We start from the raw sequence: 16003 nt of genomic DNA, 5'->3' as shown, positions 1-16003 counted from the left end.
AAAAGGGCCTCGCAGCGCATGCTCCAAGGCCCCGATGCTTCGGTATTCAGTAGACGCGACCACAAAATGCCGCATCAGAGGAAAAGCGCCGCCTGCTTGCCCAAATGCGTCATCGGCGGGCGGCGCGGGATGAGTCGGTTGGCGTCAGTTCTTCAGCTTGTATCCGGTGCGGAACATCCACGCGACGATCGCGAGCAGGATCACGAGGAACAGCCCGGTTGCGGCGAGGCTGATCCACACGTGCACGTCGGCGAGCCCGTAGAACGACCAGCGGAAGCCGCTGACCAGATACACGATCGGGTTGAACAGCGTGATGACGCGCCACGCGGGCGGCAGCATGTCGACCGAATAGAAGCTGCCGCCGAGGAACGTGAGCGGCGTGATGATCAGCAGCGGCACGAGCTGCAGCTTCTCGAAGCTGTCGGCCCAGATGCCGATCACGAAGCCGAACAGGCTGAACGTGACCGCCGTCAGCACGAGGAACAGCACCATCCAGAACGGATGCAGGATGTGCAGCGGCACGAACAGGCCGGCCGTCGCGAGGATGATGACGCCGAGCAGGATCGACTTCGATGCGGCCGCGCCGACGTAGGCGATCACGATCTCCCAGTACGACACAGGCGCGGACAGGATCTCGTAGATCGTGCCCGTGAAGCGCGGGAAGTAGATGCCGAACGACGCGTTCGAGATGCTTTGCGACAGCAGCGACAGCATCACGAGGCCCGGCACGATGAACGACCCGTAGCCGATGCCGTTCACGTCGCTGATGCGCGAGCCGATCGCGGAGCCGAACACGACGAAATACAGCGACGTCGAGATCACCGGCGCGATGATGCTCTGCATCAGCGTGCGGCGCGTGCGGGCCATTTCTGCGCGGTAGATCGCGCGGATTCCATGAAGATTCATGCGCGTCAGGCTCCTTGTGCGCCGTTGCGGCGGTTGTCGATCAGGCTGACGAAAATATCCTCGAGCGAGCTCTGCGTCGTGTGCAGGTCGCGAAAGCCGATGCCGGCCGAGCCGAGCGCGTTGATCAGCGTCGCGATGCTCGCGTCGTCGCGCTGCGAGTCGTACGTGTAGACGAGCGCGGCGCCGTCGTCCGCTCGTTCGAGCCCGAACGGCGCGAGCGCGGGCGGCACGTCCGCGAGCGGCTGCTCGAGCTGCACGGTCAGCTGCTTCTTGCCGAGCTTGCGCATCAGCTCGTGCTTTTCCTCGACGAGCACGAGCTCGCCGCCGAGGATGATGCCGATCCGGTCGGCCATTTCCTCGGCTTCCTCGATGTAGTGCGTGGTCAGCAGGATCGTCACGCCGCTTTCGCGCAGCGAATCGACGAGCTTCCACATGTCGCGGCGCAGCTCGACGTCGACGCCGGCGGTCGGCTCGTCGAGGAACAGGATGCGCGGCTCGTGCGACAGCGCCTTCGCGATCATCACGCGGCGCTTCATCCCGCCCGACAGCGTCATCAGCTTGCTGTCGCGCTTGTCCCACAGCGACAGCGCCTTCAGCGTCTTCTCGATGTGCGCGGGATCGGGCGCCTTGCCGAACAGGCCGCGGCTGAACGACACGGTCGCCCACACGGTTTCGAACGCGTCGGTGGTCAGCTCCTGCGGCACGAGGCCGATCATTTCGCGGGCAGCGCGGTATTGATCGCGGATGTCGTGGCCGCCGACCGTCACGCGGCCTTCGGTCGGCGTGACGATGCCGCAGATCGAGCCGATCAGCGTCGTCTTGCCGGCGCCGTTCGGCCCGAGCAGCGCGAAGATCTCGCCGGGGCGGATGTCGAGGGTCACGTGCTTCAGCGCCTGGAAGCCGGACGCGTAAGTCTTGGAGAGGTCGGAGACGGAAAGGATCGGTTGCATGCTCACGGATGGCACGGCCGGCCGGCGCGACGGTGTGCGCCGCACGTGCCCGGAGTCGCCGCCGCTGCGAAGCGGCCGGGATCGGGGACGGCATGGCGAACGGGCGTCATGTCGAACGGCGTTGTGGTGCGGGATCGCGGGACCGCCATATTAGCAATCGGTAGATGGAAATGCATTTCGGTGGAAAGGCCATGCGTTGTCGGTGCCGGATTTGCTTGAAATGGCCGGGTGTTGCTCAATAGAGTGGTGCTTTGTTTGAGTTGTTCGAACAATTTGGCCTGTTTCCGCCGAACCGGACGGCGATCGCGTTTTCTCGCGGCCGCGCGGCGGCCGGCCCGCCGACTGTGCTGCCCGAACGCCTCTGCGCCGTACCGGGACGGCATGCCTGGCGCTCGCGATAATGCGTTCCTTTCACGGTTCACGGAGCGGGGCGAATGTCTTTGATCGATTTCAAATCCGTCGCGGCCGCGCAGGCCGCCGCGTGGAAATCCACGATCGTCGGCGAGGTCGGGCCGGCCAGGATCAAGGTGTTGCGCATGGATGCGCAGCCGTACGAAGCGGAAGTGCACGACTACAACGAAGGGCTGCTGGTACTCGACGGCCAGCTGATGCTCGAAATCGGCGCGGAAACGGTCGTGGTCGAGGCCGGGCAGATGTATCTCGCGCTCGCCGGCACGCGCCACGCGGTGCTGCCCGGCAGCCACGGTACGCTCGCGATCATCGACGTGTAAAGGTCGCGCGCCGCGTTCGCGGGGCCGCCTGCGAGCCGGCTCGGCCTCCCGGCGCGGAAAGCGGCCTGCCGCGCAAGCCCGTCGCACGGGCCATCTATTTGTCTGAGCAAATAAAATGAAGGCCGTTTGAAAAACTGTCAAACACCGTGAAAACACTAGGATCGTGCGGTTCCGGCCGTTTGGAACTCTGCATCCATTTACTTGTGCGTATCGTCCGATCATAGTCTCGTCAAACGACGCATCACGATAACGAATCGAGCGTACGTACGGAGACCAATTCATGCGACGCGTATCCGCGGGGCCAACCGGACTGCCGTTTCCCAGTTTTTCGCTGAATGCAGGCGCGACATACGTCGTCAGCCTGCGTTGCCGCATCGCCGTGTAGCGGCGCACCACTTTCCGTTTCGATCGTTCCGACGGCGCCGTGCCGCATGACGGCGCCGCGGGAGCGCGCTTGTCTGCCGCCGCGGCTTTCGTCGCATGTGCATGAGCTGCAGGGCGGTTGCATTGCGAACACCATCATGCGCCGCGCGCTCGTGCGGCGGCGCGATACCAACCGGCGAGCCATGCAGCCCGTCCGGACGAGACTTGCCGTACCTGTAAAGGAGGGGTTGATGATTTGCATTCCTGAATGGCGGAAGGTAATCCTGTCGTGCGCGGTGCTGGCGCTGCCGTTCGTCGCCGGTTGCGGCGGCGGCGACGATCCGGGGCCGATCAACGTGCCGCAGTGCTCGGGCAGCGCATGCGGGCCGAGCGGCGCGATCACGCAACCGCCCGTCGTGACGAAGCTGTGTCCCGATTCGCTCGATTACACGACGACCTACACGGGTGGCGCCGGCAGCGGCGAATACGTGAAGGTGAAGTTCGACACGACCAAGCTCACGTATCAGATGCAGTTCATCGAATCGTCGGTACCGACGTCGGCGGGGCAGGTCAACAACACGCGCGCGGGCCTGACGATCAGCGGCGCATTCCATCATCCGACCAACCTTCCGACCGCCGAGCAGAACCGCTGCGCGTTCGTGCTCGACAGCGGCGCGACCAGCGACGGCGCGTATTCGGTGACGATCAAGCGTACCGATCCGCCGATGCTGTTCGTCGGCAATGGCGTGGTTGGCGGCGGAATTCCGGGGGCGACGATCGCGTTCCAGGGCATCGAGCCGATTCCGGGTTTTGTCCTTGGCGTGGTGCCGTCGCGCACATTCGATTTCTATCCGTTCATCGGCTTTGTCGAAACGGAAACCGACTTCACGAAGGTCGCGGGCAACTACAACGAAGTCGGTATCCATTTGTCGCCGGTCGGCGGTACCGCCCAGGATGCGAACGGGGCTGTCGGCTGGGAGCCGGACGTCGTCAACTGGAACCAGACGTTCAATGCGGACGGTTCGTGCACGATCACGCAGGGCAGCGACTACTCGTGCCAGACGACCGGGTCGCCGTGGACGCTGCGCAAGAACGCGGACGGGTCGGCGGACAACGTGTTCGTGAGCAATGCGGTGGCGAACCCGTTCGGTACGGTTGCGTATCCGGTCGCCGGGCAGGCGCCGGGCCTCGTGATCGTGACGCCGAGTCAGGCGAAGGGCATCATGATCGTCGGCAAGCTGAACGGCGTACGGGTGCCGATCGTGATTCGCGTCGGCTATACCCATGTGGATACGAGCAATCCGCTCGCCTCGGTCGCCGATGCCGAAGTCGGGATCTCGATGCTCTCGTCGTCCACCGCGATTGCCGCGAACTCGCTGAAGGGCGGTTACATCGGCGCGACGAGCGCATCCGCATGCGGTGTCGTGACATCTACCGGCGTGGGGAACACCATCGCGCAGTCCGGCCCGAGCTTCGATAACCAGGTGCCGCACCCGGATCTGCCGGGCACCTTTGCCAACGGCTTCTTCATGGCGGAAGCGGGTAGCTGCAACGACGGCACTGCCGTGTCGACGATCTCCGCGAACTACACGTCGACGTTGTTCCAGGGCGGCACCGCGGCATTCATCGATCCGCAGACGTCTTCGGTGACCTCGCAGTTCGCGCTCGACTACACGCAGGCGTCGCCCGGCAAGATCAAGGTCACGGCCAACAGCGATTTCAACGCGAAGGGCGCAAGCGGCAATGTCGCGATCTTCAAGAAGGGCGACACGGGCTGGATCGTGACGGCCGGCAACGTCTACGCAATGGTCGTCAACAACAGCCAGGTCAACCCGTTCTTCACGGTCGGCGCGTTCGTCCAGTAACTGCGTACCGAACAAGTCACACCGGCGGCGCATGCGTCGCCGCCGGCGAATCGAATTTCAAGAGGATTCCTATGAATGTGAAGAAATGGATGGTTGCGGCCTCGCTCGCACCCGTGCTGGCTGCGTGCGGCGGCGACGGCGACCCGCCGCCCGCGCCGGCGGTCCGGCTGTGCCCGCAGACGATCGACTACAGCACGGTATTCATCGGCGGCTCCGGGTCGGGCGAGCTCGTGAAAGTGCAGCTCGACACCACGAAGATGACGTTCCGGATGACCTACCTCGCATCGCCGGTGCCGACTACCGCGGGCACCGTGCAGCCGACGCGCGACACTGCGCCGGCCAACGTCGTCGACGGCACGCTGGCCGACGAAACGGGCCTGCCGACGGTGAAGCTGAACCAGTGCACGTTCCGGATGCAGAACGCGAGCCTCGATCCGAGCCGGCCCGCGCGGCTGTTCCTCGGCGAAGGCGTGCTGGGCGGCGCGATCCCCGGCGCGACGATCCAGTTCGACGGCGTGATCGGCGTCGGCAGGATTCCGAAGACGACGTTCCCGTATTACCCGTTCATCAGCTTCTCGTCGCTGGAGACCGACCTGACGAAGATCGCCGGCACCTACAACCAGCTCGGTTATCACCAGGTGCCGTCGCAGAACTTCCAGCCGGTGGCGCTCGATCAGAAGGTGACGATCAACGCGGACGGCAGCTACGTCGAGACCGACAACTTCGGCAAGAAGAACGGCGGGCAGCCGCTTGCGTCGAGCACGACCGTGAACCAGCCGTTCACGCTGCGTCCGGATGCGCCGGCGTTCCAGTCGCTCAACTACCAGCCGCAGATTCCGCCGACGCTCGCCGCGCTCGATCCGGCGAAGGCCGGCAAGGGGATCCTGATCGTCGGCAAGCTGCGCAACCAGCTCGTGCCGGTCTTCATCCGCACCGGCGCCGCGAACGCGGACCTCACGCAGGGGCCGCCGAGCGCGGACGACGAATCGGGCATCTCGTTCCTGAGCCCGCAGACGGCGATTGCGCTCGGCTCGCAGAACGGCGAGTACACGGGCGTCGACAGCGCGTTCAACTACCGCGCGACCGCACTCGTCGGCGCGCAGGCCACGCTGCTCGATCCGTTCAACGCGTCGCAGGCCGCGCTCACGCGCGCACTGAACCTCGACTTCACGCAGAAGGTGCCGGGCGTCGTGACGACCGTGCATGCGGATGCTGCGTCGGGGCCGGCGACCGGCAAGTTCGTGTTCACCGGCGGCGTATTCGGGTTCCTCGACATGGCCGATACGAGCAATCCGTACTTCACGGTCGGCGCGTTCGTGCAGTGACCACACCCGGACGGAGACACGGCGGCGTCGCGCGCGGATGCGCGGCGCCCGGACAGAATGAGAGGGAGACTTCATGAAGAAGCTGATTGTCGCGGGTGTCGTCGCAGGCGTGTCGACGCTCGCATCGGCCCAGCAGGCGGGCGACAACGTCGCGACGCTGGGCTGGCTGCACATCATGCCGCAGGATTCGACCAACGGCCTGACGACGAATCTCGCGAACATGCCGATCAACGGGCCGCTGCGCCTGCCCGGGTCGTTCACGTCGCCGGGCACGAGCCTGACGGTCAACAACGCCGATACGGTCGGCCTCACGCTTACGCACTTCTTCACCGACCACATCGCGGTGACGTCGGTGCTCGGCGTGCCGCCCGAGTTCACGCTGACCGGGCACGGCGTGATCCGGCCGCCGGGCCCGGCCGGCTCGCTCGGTTCGGTCGACATGGACAAGACGTCGAACCAGCCGGCGGTGAAGAACGCGCGGCAGTGGAGCCCCACGATCATTCTGCAGTACTACTTCAATGCACCGACGGCGAGGTTCCGCCCGTTCGTCGGGATCGGCGTGGCCTACAGCTGGTTCAGCAACATCGAGCTGAACGGCAACTTCGCGAAGGACATCAACGAAAACCTCGGCAGCGTGCTCGCGGCCGGCGCCGGCAAGCCGGGGCCGACGTCGGTGGAGGGCAAGGCGTCGTCGTCGTTCACGCCGGTCTACAACATCGGCGCGAGCTATGCGATCGACAAGCACTGGGGGCTCACCGCGACGCTGACGTACATGCCGCTGAAGACGTACTCGTCGCTCGTGATCAAGGCGGCCGACGGTTCGACGCTCGCGACCACGCGCACGCGGCTGAAGGCCGATCCGCTGATCACGTTCGTCGGGATTTCCTACAAGTTCTGAGCCGACCGGCGCGCATGACGCGTGCCGGCGGCTTCCTGCGACCGGCCGGCCGGGCTCTTTCGGCCGGACGGTTGCGTTCCTGGCGGCGTGCCGCCATTTGTGAAGAGAGGGGGCAGTTCAAATGAGCATTCGCAAAATCGTATCGCTTGTTGCTGCAGTGGCATTCACCGCGGTTTCGGCCGCGCCTGCTTTCGCAGTCACCGTTTCGCGCGCTGACGGGCAGCCGATGAACCCGAACGGCGAGCCGTTCTCCGTATCGGGGCTCACGACGCTGAGCAAGGGATCGATCAGCGCAAACTGTACCGCGACGTTCAACGGGACGATCACGTCGACCGGCATCGTCCACATCACGTCGACGCAGTTCGCCGGAGGCGCCACGTGCGGACTGATCAGCGGTAGCGCGAGCAGCACGTCGCCGTGGACGGGCCAGGCCGACAGCACGACGCAGCTGTCGATCAACAACGTGCAGGTGAACGTCGCGCTGCTCGGCGCGTGCGGCCCGAGCAAGGTGGTAACGGCATGGAACGATCCGAACTCGTCGCTGACGTTCAATAACGCTGCATTGACGCCGAATTGCACGGTGTCCGGCACGGTCACGACGTCGCCGAAGTTCCACGTGCAGTAAGCGTCGCGGATCGAAGCGGGGCGTCCGCCGTGCGCGAGGGCCGTGCGGCATGCGCGGCGGGTTTCCGCAGCTTCGATGCGTTCGAGCCGTCGCGCGTATCGGCGCGACGGCCGATTGGCCGCCCGCATCGCGATCCGATGCGGGCGGACCTGCAAGGTCGGCACGGTGTACCGCGCGGACTGAAACGACATTATTCCAATTGGCCAGAACACTCCCGGACGACCCATGCTCACCGACCCAGCGAAGTATGGCGATGCCCGCGGCGCGACGCCTGACCGGCTGCGCACGGCCGCGTGGCTGCAGTACCTGATCGAACATCTCGACGCCGCCGCTTGCGCACCGGCGGCGGGCGACGCCGGCGACACGGCAGTCGTCGCGTCATACGCGATACGCATGCGGGCAGGCGAGAGCCTGTCTCGTGACGCAGCGGCCGTTCTTCACGGGCTTGCGCCGTGGATCGCAACGGATGGCGGCGGCTGCGCTTGCGACCCGGCCGACGTGCTCGGCGCGTGCTCGCATGTGCCTTCCGCGCGGCAGCTTGCCGAAGCCGAACGCTGTTGCCCCGGCTCGCGCGCCGTGTTCGATGCGGCGCACGGCGTGATCGATGCGTGCGCATTCGACGATCCCGATGTCGGCTGGGCCGCGCTCGCGCGGATTGCCGGCGGTGTCGAATGCAACGGCGACGCACATGAAGGAGAAGAGCATGGCGAGGCGCCGCCTGCGAAGAACCTGAGAGAAAAGCTGGCTGTCATCGCGGCGGCGAGTGCGGAAACGTCGGCCCGTCACGGTGCCATCATCGACGCGATCGTGCTGCGCGTGTGCGGCCCGCGCGACGACGCATCACGCATCGACGAGATGGCCGCGCTCGCGATGTTCTCGGCCGCGCTTGCCGCAGGCGACGGGATCTCCGTTGCCGCGTATGGTGGTCAGCACAACCTCGTCGCGCGGGCGATCCGTACGAATCGCGCCGATCTCGCATCGGTGGACGGGTTGCTTGCCGCGCTGTCCGTGTGCCGGCTCGACCGACTCGCCGGCGCGGGCAGCTTCTGGGCGTACTACCTGCTGACGGGCATCGTGATCGCCGCGCCGGACGCGGTGCGCGAAATCGGCCGTCGTTTTCATGGCGACACATGGCAGACGTGGCTCGACGACGTGCTCGCGTGGCCGGCGGTCAGCCGCTTCGGGCCGAAGGAGGATGTCGCGTTCGAACGCCTGCGCGACGCGATGAGCCTGACGTCGCGATGGAACCCGATCGTCCGCGCAAAGCGGGTGCGGACGCGGGCCGTGGCGACTGCCAGGTTCGGCGAAGACGCGGAGAAGGCCCGCTGACACTCGGCTTTTGCCGACATGAAACGACATGACCTGCGCGCGAGCACCCGTTCGCGCTGAAATACGGCACCCCATTCGCGCGCGCGAGTGGGGCATGAAGCGGCGGCGCCCCTAGCCGCCACGCGCGGTCGGCGCCTCCTGCCGACCGCGCGCCAGCGATCCTGACTGACAGCGCGGCGGCGGCAGATCCGGGCCGCATCGTCCGGACGCAGTATGATTCCGCAGACGATGCCGGCGATCGATCGATTCGGAGTACCCGCCCGCACCTCCGAAGATCCGCCAAGCTTGTCGAAAGCCGGAAGCGAGACGCAGTCGCGTGAGAGCGCCGCTGCCGAACCCGCGTCCGGATCACCTTCATCGAAACGGTCAGTCAGATGTCAAAGCACAACAAAAAAATTCTTCTCCTGAGCGTCAGCGCCGGCGCCGGTCATACCCGCGCGGCCGAAGCGATCCGCGCATTTGCCGACAGCCATCCCGCCGGCATCGAAGCCACGCACCTGGACGTGATGGATTTCGTCTCCACCGGATTTCGCAAGCTGTACACCGACCTCTACATCAAGCTCGTCAGCAGCCAGCCGGCGCTGTGGGGCTACCTGTATCAGAAGACCGACGAGGTCGATCCCGCCGCGCCGTCGCAGAAGATCCGGCGCGCGATCGAGCGGCTCAATTGCCGGCAGTTGCTCGCGGAAATCGAACGGCAGCGCCCGGACGCGATCATCTGCACGCACTTTCTGCCCGCCGAACTGCTGTCGCGCGAGATCCGCAAGGGGCGCGTCGACACGCCGGTGTGGGTGCAGGTCACCGATTTCGACCTGCACAGCATGTGGGTCGTGCCGAACATGCGCGGCTATTTCGCGGCCAACGACGAGATTGCGTGGCGCATGCACGCGCGCGGCATGGCGCCCGAAACGGTGCACGTCAGCGGTATCCCGATCATGCCGGCGTTCGGCCGGCCGCTCGATCGCGCAGCCTGCGCGGCAGAGTTCGGCCTCGATCCCGCGCGACCGACGTTCCTGATGATGTCCGGCGGCGCGGGTCTCGGCGGGCTCGACGTGCTGGCGACGCGGCTGCTGGAGATGGACGCCGATTTCCAGTTGATCGCGCTGGCCGGCAAGAACCAGACGATGCTGGCGTCGCTGCAGACGCTCGCCGCGCAGCATCCGGGCCGGCTCTTTCCGCAGGGTTTCACGCAGCAGGTCGAACGCCTGATGGCCTGCGCCGACCTCGTCATCACGAAGCCGGGTGGCCTGACGACGTCCGAATGTCTCGCGATGCAGCTGCCGATGATCGTCAACTCGCCGATTCCCGGCCAGGAGGAGCGCAATGCGGATTTCCTGCTCGAACAGGGCGTTGCGCTGAAGGCCATCGACGACGATGCGCTCGTCTACCGGATCCGCGCGCTGCTGCAGACGCCGGAGCGCCTGGCCGACATGCGCCGCCGTTTGGCCCCGCTCGGGCGGCCGCTGGCCGGCCGCTTCGTGCTCGATCGCGTACTCGGCCTGGAGCCTGCCGCATGAGCGTCGCGCGCTTTGTGCCGACGCGCCAAACGCTGTTCGTCGTCGCATGGGTCATGTTGCTCGCGTTCTTTTTCGCGAACGTCGAGATCCAGATCGAGGGCAGCGCGGGGTGGGCCGCCAACCTGCCGACCTGGCGCATCGACAAGCACTGGCTGCTCGACATCTTCTGGGGCGGGCGCCCGATGACCGGATACCACGCGTGGGTGTTCCCGTTCGTCGCGCTGTTCTTCCACCTGCCGCCCGTATTCAACGGGCGCTGGTCGTGGCGCATCGAAGCCCGCATCATCGCGTGCATCATGGTGTTCTGGCTGACCGAGGATTTTCTGTGGTTCGTGCTGAATCCGGCCTACGGTCTTGCCCGCTTCAACCCGGCGCACGTGCCGTGGCATGTCCACTGGCTGGGCGTGGCGCCCACCGACTACTGGACGATGAGCGCCGCCGCGATCGTCCTGTTCATCCTGTCGCGCGAGCGCAAGCGCGCATTCCACTGAACACCGAACCAACATGAAAATCGCCTTCATTGCCGCGATCGCCGTCACGCTTGCCGGGCTCGTGCAGCCGGCATACGCGGACGCGGTTTCCGGCGTTGCGGCCCGACCGATCGCGGCCCGACCGATCCAATGGGCGCAAAACATTGCCGATGCGCGCGTGAACAACCTGCATCGCATCACGCCGGCGTTGTACCGCAGCGCGCAGCTCTCGCGGGAAGACGTGCCGGAATTGCAGAAGCTCGGCATCCGCAAGGTCATCAGCTTCCGCGCGTTTCACGCGGACGACAGCATCCTGGCCGGCACGCAGATCACGATGCAGCGCATCCGGATCAACACGTGGTACATCCGCGACGAAGACATGGTCGCCGCGCTGAAGGCGCTGCGGACCGCCGACCAGGACGGCCCGGTGCTGATCCATTGCCAGCATGGCGCCGATCGCACCGGGCTCGTGTCGGCGCTGTACCGGATGGTGTACCAGGGCTGGACGCGCGAGCAGGCGCTCGATGAGTTGCAGCACGGCGGCTACGGGTTCCATCCGATCTGGCAGAACATCACGAATTACCTGAAGCACGTCGACGTCGAGCGTTTGCGGCAAGAGGTCAACAACGGCTGAGCCGGAAAGGAAAAACGCCGCTGACGGTGATCGTCAGCGGCGTTTTTAGTGGACGTTCGGGCAGTGCGCCCGCCGTCGTCAGACCGCCTCCGGCTGCCGCACCGCCTTCGCGACGAAGTAACGCACGACGAAGCACGCGAGCGGCTTCCTGCCGCGAATCTGAAGTGTGGTCATGATTGGCGCCTTGTGGCCCGACAGACTTCCTTTCTTCAGAAGCGGGGGCGAACAAGGCCGTGCACTCGTGCAACATGCGATCTGACCTCCGCACTGCCCCGGATAGTCCGCGCAGCCCCGGAGCGGTCTGATCGGCCGCTTCTTTGGTGTGGAGCTGCTTAACTCCATTATATTGTGGCTATTTGCGTAATCTTTCCGATAAGGCACTAAATTGAGGAATTACGCCTCTTGAACCAAGGTGGCGTTAATTCTATAATTTTGGGTGCTAACTGGCATAGAAGGGGGTAGATACACACTATGTTGGATTTAAGCTTTAGCAAGCCGAGTGAGGTCGTCAAGCGCCTCTGCGATCGCTTGCGCACAGAGCGTTTGGCTCTGGGCATGACACAGTCGGATCTGGCCGGGCGTGCCGGCATTGGGGCCAACACCGTGTCCAACCTGGAGGCCGGGCGCAATGTTGGCTTCGAGGCCGTGGTCCGGGTGGCGATGGCGCTCGGCCGAATCAAGGAGTTCGAAGGTCTGTTCCAGCCAAAGCTGGACAGCATCGAGGACATTCTGCGCTACGAGAAAACAGCCAAGCGCCTCCGTACAAAGAGAAAGTCCAGCAATGCCTGAACAAGTGAATGTCTTCTACGAGGGCTGGGGGGAGCGATGGCATTGGGGCACGCTGGTTTCCACGACTGCCCTGACCGGTCGCCCACTGATCGTGTTCGAGTACAGCAACGAGGCCAGGCAAAGGGGCCTGGAGCTGTCTTCGTACACGCTGCCGCTGGAGGGCCCTCAGTTGCGGCGAGATTTCCCAGGCCATCAATTGCAACTTCCGGGGCCTGTCTATGACGCCTTGCCAGACGGGTGGGGCATGCTGCTGATGGACCGTATGTTCAGGCGCCGTGGACTCAACACGGCCCGCATTGGCGCCCTGGAGCGGTTGGCCTATATCGGTAGCAACGCGATGGGGGCCATGACGTTTGAACCCGTCGCACCCGAAGGAGAGGCGCCGGACGTCCACATCCCGCTGCAACAGCTTGCTGTCGAAGTGCAGGAAGTGCTCCATGGTGAAGGTAGTGAGTTCCTGCAGACGTTGCTGCGGGTGGGCGGCTCGCCCCAAGGTGCAAGGCCCAAGGCCTTGGTCTATCGCGATCCGCAAACCGGTGGGTTTACCACGGCCGTCACGCCGGGCTTCGACGCCTGGCTGGTCAAGTTCCCGGCCAGAGAAGAGCATGCCGAGGTGTGCGCCATCGAGATGGTCTACGCCGAATGTCTGCGCAGATGTGGCATCGAGACCCCGGACACGCAGTACTTCAGTTTGCCCAATGGGCTGGCGGCGTTCGCCAGCAAGCGCTTTGATCGGCATGACGGATTGCGCGTCCCCATGCAGAGTCTCGCGGCGTTTACGGGGGCCGATTACCAGATTGCGGGGTCGTTGGACTACTTCAACTTCTTGCGGGCGAGCCAGATCTGTACCAACGATGTGCGAGAGATGGGGAGGGCCTTCGAGCGTGCCGTCTTCAACGTCGCGTTCAACAACCGAGACGACCATCCCAAGAACTTCTCCTACGTCATGGCGCCAAATGGTCAGTGGAGACTGGCGCCGGCCTACGATGTGACCTTCTGCGAGGGACCCGGTGGATATCACCAAATGGACGTGATGGGTGAGGCACTGGAGATTTCCCGCGCACACATGCTTCGGCTTGCCGAGGAAGCCGAAGTGCCCCAGGACGTTGCCAGCAGAATGATTGACGGCATTTGCGAAGTGGCCAGCCAATTCTCGGACACGGCCGAGAACATGCACCCGCGGATTATTAATCGAGATACCTTGCGCACGATCCAAGGCCGCATCAACGAGAACGTTGCTCTGCTACGCCAGGGTCCCGTGGGCCGCGCTCACCGGTGAAGATGAACCGGCCGACGAACGGTTCAGAAGTCCTCCAGCCGTTCGCCCGGTAGCGCGTACTGCACCCGCTGGTACGGTGGGAACACTGTGGAGTATCCGGGCACCGGCACCAGATCGGTGCCGGCCAGGTGCGGGAACACGTACATGACCAGATCGGGATTGGGCAGCCGATGGAACGGGCGGTAGATCTCGTTCTGAGCCGTGTGGGTGTAAGCGCTGCCGTCAATCGGTGCGTCCTGCTCAGGCAATGGCCGGCACAACTGCTGGCGGCGTCGAGCAGCAGGCGTGCGGACTGGCCGCCTTCCGCATTCGCCAAAAGAGCGCGACGTCTTCGCGGGTTTTCGTTCTACTTGCCGCTCGTCCGCGCTTTCGGCGGTGCAGTGGCATGCGTACTCGACTGTCGTCGGCTGGTCCGCTGCCCTGAACCCCGGCAGCCTCATTTCAAAGCGCGTGCGCCCGCGAACTCATCCGGCCGATGTGATCACATGGCTGCAAGTCGGGAACTCGCTTCCGCGCAAGTCACCGTAAAAGAAACGAAAACGCCGCCAACCATCACTGCCGGCGGCGTTTCGTCAATATGCCGATGAGCGGGCAGCACGCCCGCCGTCGTCAAACCGTCTCCGGCTGCCTCACCGCCTTCGCGACATCGCGCGCGAGCGCGCCGTTCGCGACGAAGTACGGCACATCGACGCGCGCGAGCGGCTGCTTCCCACGAATCTTGTCGGCGATCTTCTCCGCGATCATGATCGTCGGCGCGTTCAGGTTGCCGGTCGTGATGATCGGCATGATCGACGCATCGACGACGCGCAGGCCTTCCAGCCCGTGCACGCGACCCTCTTCGTCGACCACCGCCATGTCGTCGTAACCCATCTTGCACGAGCACGACGGATGGAACGCGGTCTCCGCACGAGCACGCACGAACGTGTCGAGCTCCTTGTCGGTCTTGCAGTCGGCGCCCGGGTTCAGCTCGCGGCCGCGATAGCGGTCGAGCGCGGGTTGCCGCATGATCTCGCGCGTCGCGCGGATCGCATCGCGGAACTCGCGCCAGTCGAGCGCTTCGGCCATGTAGTTGAACAGGATGCTCGGATGCTGGTTCGGGTCGCGCGAGCGCAGTTTCACGCGGCCGCGGCTCGGCGAGCGCATCGAGCCGACGTGCGCCTGGAAGCCGTGCATCTCGATCGCGTTCGAGCCGTTGTAGTTGATCGCCACCGGCAGGAAGTGATACTGGATGTTCGGCCAGGGATCGTCGTCGCGCGTGCGGATGAAACCGCCCGCCTCGAAGTGGTTGCTCGCGCCGAGGCCGGTGCCGTTCAGCATCCATTCGAGGCCGATCTTCGGCTGGTTCCACCACTTGAGCGCCGGGTACAGCGACACGGGCTCCTTGCACTCGTACTGGATGTACATCTCCAGGTGGTCCTGCAGGTTCTGGCCGACACCGGGCAGGTCGAGCACGACGGGAATGTCGAGTTCCTTCAGCCATGCGCCGGGGCCGACGCCCGAGCGCTGCAGCAGTTGCGGCGATGCGATCGCGCCGCTGCACACGAGCACTTCGCGGCGCGCATGCGCGGTCGCGCGCTCGCTGCCGCGCAGGTACGTGACGCCCGATGCGCGCTTGCCGTCGAACAGGATGCGGTCGGCGAGCGCGTGCGTGACGATCTCGAGGTTCGGCCGCGCACGGGCCTGGTCGAGATAGCCGCGCGCGGTGCTCGCACGGCGGCCGTGCGGCGTGACGGTGCGGTCCATCGGGCCGAAGCCTTCCTGCTGATAGCCGTTCAGGTCGTCGGTGCGCGGATAGCCGGCCTGCACGCCCGCGTCGACCATCGCTTCGAACAGCGGGTTCACGCCCGGCTTGCTGGTCGTGACCGACACAGGGCCGTTGCCGCCGTGGTAGTCGTTCGGGCCGACGTCGCGCGTCTCGGCTTTCTTGAAGTACGGCAGGCAGTCGAGATACGTCCAGTTCTCGAGACCCTTGTGCGTCGACCAGTTGTCGTAGTCGAGCGCGTTGCCGCGGATGTAGCACATGCCGTTGATCAGCGACGAGCCGCCGAGCCCCTTGCCGCGGCCGCATTCCATCCGGCGGTTGTCCATGTGCGGCTCGGGATCGGTCTCGTACGCCCAGTTGTAGCGGCGGCCCTGCAGCGGATAGGCGAGGGCGGCCGGCATCTGCGTGCGGAAGTCGAAGCGGTAGTCGGGGCCGCCCGCTTCGAGCAGCAGCACCGTGACGTCCGGATCTTCCGTCAGGCGCGTTGCGAGCACGTTGCCCGCGGAGCCTGCGCCGCAGATGATGTAGTCGTATTCGCGTGTCGTCATGACGGGTTGTCC

Annotated in this window: 14 protein-coding genes and 1 pseudogene; 11 read left to right on the top strand and 4 right to left on the bottom strand. The window is 65.1% G+C overall.

Annotated features, from left to right (window positions below; genetic code table 11):
* Positions 1 to 144: 144 nt before the first annotated feature.
* Positions 145 to 906 (bottom strand): ABC transporter permease, encoded by a 762-nt coding sequence (locus FPJ27_RS16490; RefSeq protein WP_021160316.1) that lies wholly within the window; start codon positions 904 to 906, stop codon positions 145 to 147.
* A gap of 5 nt (positions 907 to 911) precedes the next feature.
* On the bottom strand, positions 912 to 1856 hold the full coding sequence (locus FPJ27_RS16485; RefSeq protein WP_072442024.1) for an ABC transporter ATP-binding protein: 945 nt from the start codon (positions 1854 to 1856) through the stop codon (positions 912 to 914).
* A 434-nt stretch (positions 1857 to 2290) separates the two neighbouring features.
* On the opposite strand from FPJ27_RS16485, the gene FPJ27_RS16480 reads away from it, so the two are divergent.
* The 11 genes from FPJ27_RS16480 to FPJ27_RS16430 all read left to right on the top strand — a co-directional run bounded on the left by FPJ27_RS16480 (position 2291) and on the right by FPJ27_RS16430 (position 13681).
* The gene (locus FPJ27_RS16480) at positions 2291 to 2587 is read left to right on the top strand and encodes a cupin domain-containing protein (protein ID WP_204421835.1); all 297 of its coding nucleotides are present in this window, start codon (positions 2291 to 2293) and stop codon (positions 2585 to 2587) included.
* Between the two features lie 614 nt (positions 2588 to 3201).
* Positions 3202 to 4815, top strand: a complete 1614-nt coding sequence (locus tag FPJ27_RS16475; RefSeq protein WP_204421834.1) for a DUF2957 domain-containing protein — start codon at positions 3202 to 3204, stop codon at positions 4813 to 4815.
* Between the two features lie 71 nt (positions 4816 to 4886).
* Positions 4887 to 6140: a DUF2957 domain-containing protein gene (locus FPJ27_RS16470; RefSeq protein ID WP_204421833.1), complete on the top strand. Its 1254-nt coding sequence runs from the start codon at positions 4887 to 4889 to the stop codon at positions 6138 to 6140.
* A gap of 73 nt (positions 6141 to 6213) precedes the next feature.
* Entirely contained in the window at positions 6214 to 7038 is an 825-nt protein-coding gene (locus tag FPJ27_RS16465) for an OmpW family outer membrane protein (RefSeq protein WP_204421832.1), read from the top strand.
* Between the two features lie 121 nt (positions 7039 to 7159).
* Entirely contained in the window at positions 7160 to 7663 is a 504-nt protein-coding gene (locus FPJ27_RS16460) for a hypothetical protein (protein WP_034180772.1), read from the top strand.
* A gap of 225 nt (positions 7664 to 7888) precedes the next feature.
* Positions 7889 to 8992 (top strand): hypothetical protein, encoded by a 1104-nt coding sequence (locus FPJ27_RS16455; RefSeq protein WP_204421831.1) that lies wholly within the window; start codon positions 7889 to 7891, stop codon positions 8990 to 8992.
* 374 nt (positions 8993 to 9366) lie between these two features.
* Positions 9367 to 10509, top strand: a complete 1143-nt coding sequence (locus tag FPJ27_RS16450) for a glycosyltransferase (protein WP_072442013.1) — start codon at positions 9367 to 9369, stop codon at positions 10507 to 10509.
* Entirely contained in the window at positions 10506 to 11000 is a 495-nt protein-coding gene (locus FPJ27_RS16445; protein ID WP_204421830.1) for a hypothetical protein, read from the top strand. The genes FPJ27_RS16450 and FPJ27_RS16445 overlap by 4 nt, the downstream gene beginning before the upstream one ends.
* A gap of 13 nt (positions 11001 to 11013) precedes the next feature.
* Positions 11014 to 11613 (top strand): dual specificity protein phosphatase family protein, encoded by a 600-nt coding sequence (locus FPJ27_RS16440; protein WP_204421829.1) that lies wholly within the window; start codon positions 11014 to 11016, stop codon positions 11611 to 11613.
* A 474-nt stretch (positions 11614 to 12087) separates the two neighbouring features.
* Positions 12088 to 12402, top strand: a complete 315-nt coding sequence (locus FPJ27_RS16435; RefSeq protein ID WP_343300749.1) for a helix-turn-helix transcriptional regulator — start codon at positions 12088 to 12090, stop codon at positions 12400 to 12402.
* Entirely contained in the window at positions 12395 to 13681 is a 1287-nt protein-coding gene (locus FPJ27_RS16430) for a type II toxin-antitoxin system HipA family toxin (protein WP_204421828.1), read from the top strand. The genes FPJ27_RS16435 and FPJ27_RS16430 overlap by 8 nt, the downstream gene beginning before the upstream one ends.
* Positions 13682 to 13704: 23 nt before the next feature.
* Here FPJ27_RS16430 and FPJ27_RS16425 read toward each other — a convergent pair.
* Both FPJ27_RS16425 and betA read right to left on the bottom strand, forming a co-directional pair.
* Positions 13705 to 13988 (bottom strand): annotated as a pseudogene (locus tag FPJ27_RS16425) (TIGR03751 family conjugal transfer lipoprotein); the annotation flags it as partial.
* Positions 13989 to 14290: 302 nt separating this feature from the next.
* Positions 14291 to 15991 carry a choline dehydrogenase gene (betA, locus tag FPJ27_RS16420; RefSeq protein WP_204421827.1) on the bottom strand — a complete coding sequence of 567 codons (1701 nt, stop codon included), beginning with the start codon at positions 15989 to 15991 and terminating at the stop codon, positions 14291 to 14293.
* Positions 15992 to 16003 lie beyond the last annotated feature (12 nt).

The sequence above is a fragment of the Burkholderia sp. MS455 genome (genome assembly GCF_016899445.1).
In the GTDB taxonomy this organism is placed as follows: Bacteria; Pseudomonadota; Gammaproteobacteria; order Burkholderiales; family Burkholderiaceae; genus Burkholderia; species Burkholderia pyrrocinia_C.
This window is presented reverse-complemented; position numbering and strand designations above follow the sequence as displayed.

Excerpts from the sequence above, each read along its gene's own strand:
- FPJ27_RS16490 (WP_021160316.1), bottom strand. The coding sequence starts at position 906 with ATGAATCTTCATGGAATCCGCGCGATCTACCGCGCAGAAATGGCCCGC.
- FPJ27_RS16485 (WP_072442024.1), bottom strand. The coding sequence starts at position 1,856 with ATGCAACCGATCCTTTCCGTCTCCGACCTCTCCAAGACTTACGCGTCC.
- FPJ27_RS16480 (WP_204421835.1), top strand. The coding sequence starts at position 2,291 with ATGTCTTTGATCGATTTCAAATCCGTCGCGGCCGCGCAGGCCGCCGCG.
- FPJ27_RS16475 (WP_204421834.1), top strand. The coding sequence starts at position 3,202 with ATGATTTGCATTCCTGAATGGCGGAAGGTAATCCTGTCGTGCGCGGTG.
- FPJ27_RS16470 (WP_204421833.1), top strand. The coding sequence starts at position 4,887 with ATGAATGTGAAGAAATGGATGGTTGCGGCCTCGCTCGCACCCGTGCTG.
- FPJ27_RS16465 (WP_204421832.1), top strand. The coding sequence starts at position 6,214 with ATGAAGAAGCTGATTGTCGCGGGTGTCGTCGCAGGCGTGTCGACGCTC.
- FPJ27_RS16460 (WP_034180772.1), top strand. The coding sequence starts at position 7,160 with ATGAGCATTCGCAAAATCGTATCGCTTGTTGCTGCAGTGGCATTCACC.
- FPJ27_RS16455 (WP_204421831.1), top strand. The coding sequence starts at position 7,889 with ATGCTCACCGACCCAGCGAAGTATGGCGATGCCCGCGGCGCGACGCCT.
- FPJ27_RS16450 (WP_072442013.1), top strand. The coding sequence starts at position 9,367 with ATGTCAAAGCACAACAAAAAAATTCTTCTCCTGAGCGTCAGCGCCGGC.
- FPJ27_RS16445 (WP_204421830.1), top strand. The coding sequence starts at position 10,506 with ATGAGCGTCGCGCGCTTTGTGCCGACGCGCCAAACGCTGTTCGTCGTC.
- FPJ27_RS16440 (WP_204421829.1), top strand. The coding sequence starts at position 11,014 with ATGAAAATCGCCTTCATTGCCGCGATCGCCGTCACGCTTGCCGGGCTC.
- FPJ27_RS16430 (WP_204421828.1), top strand. The coding sequence starts at position 12,395 with ATGCCTGAACAAGTGAATGTCTTCTACGAGGGCTGGGGGGAGCGATGG.
- betA (WP_204421827.1), bottom strand. The coding sequence starts at position 15,991 with ATGACGACACGCGAATACGACTACATCATCTGCGGCGCAGGCTCCGCG.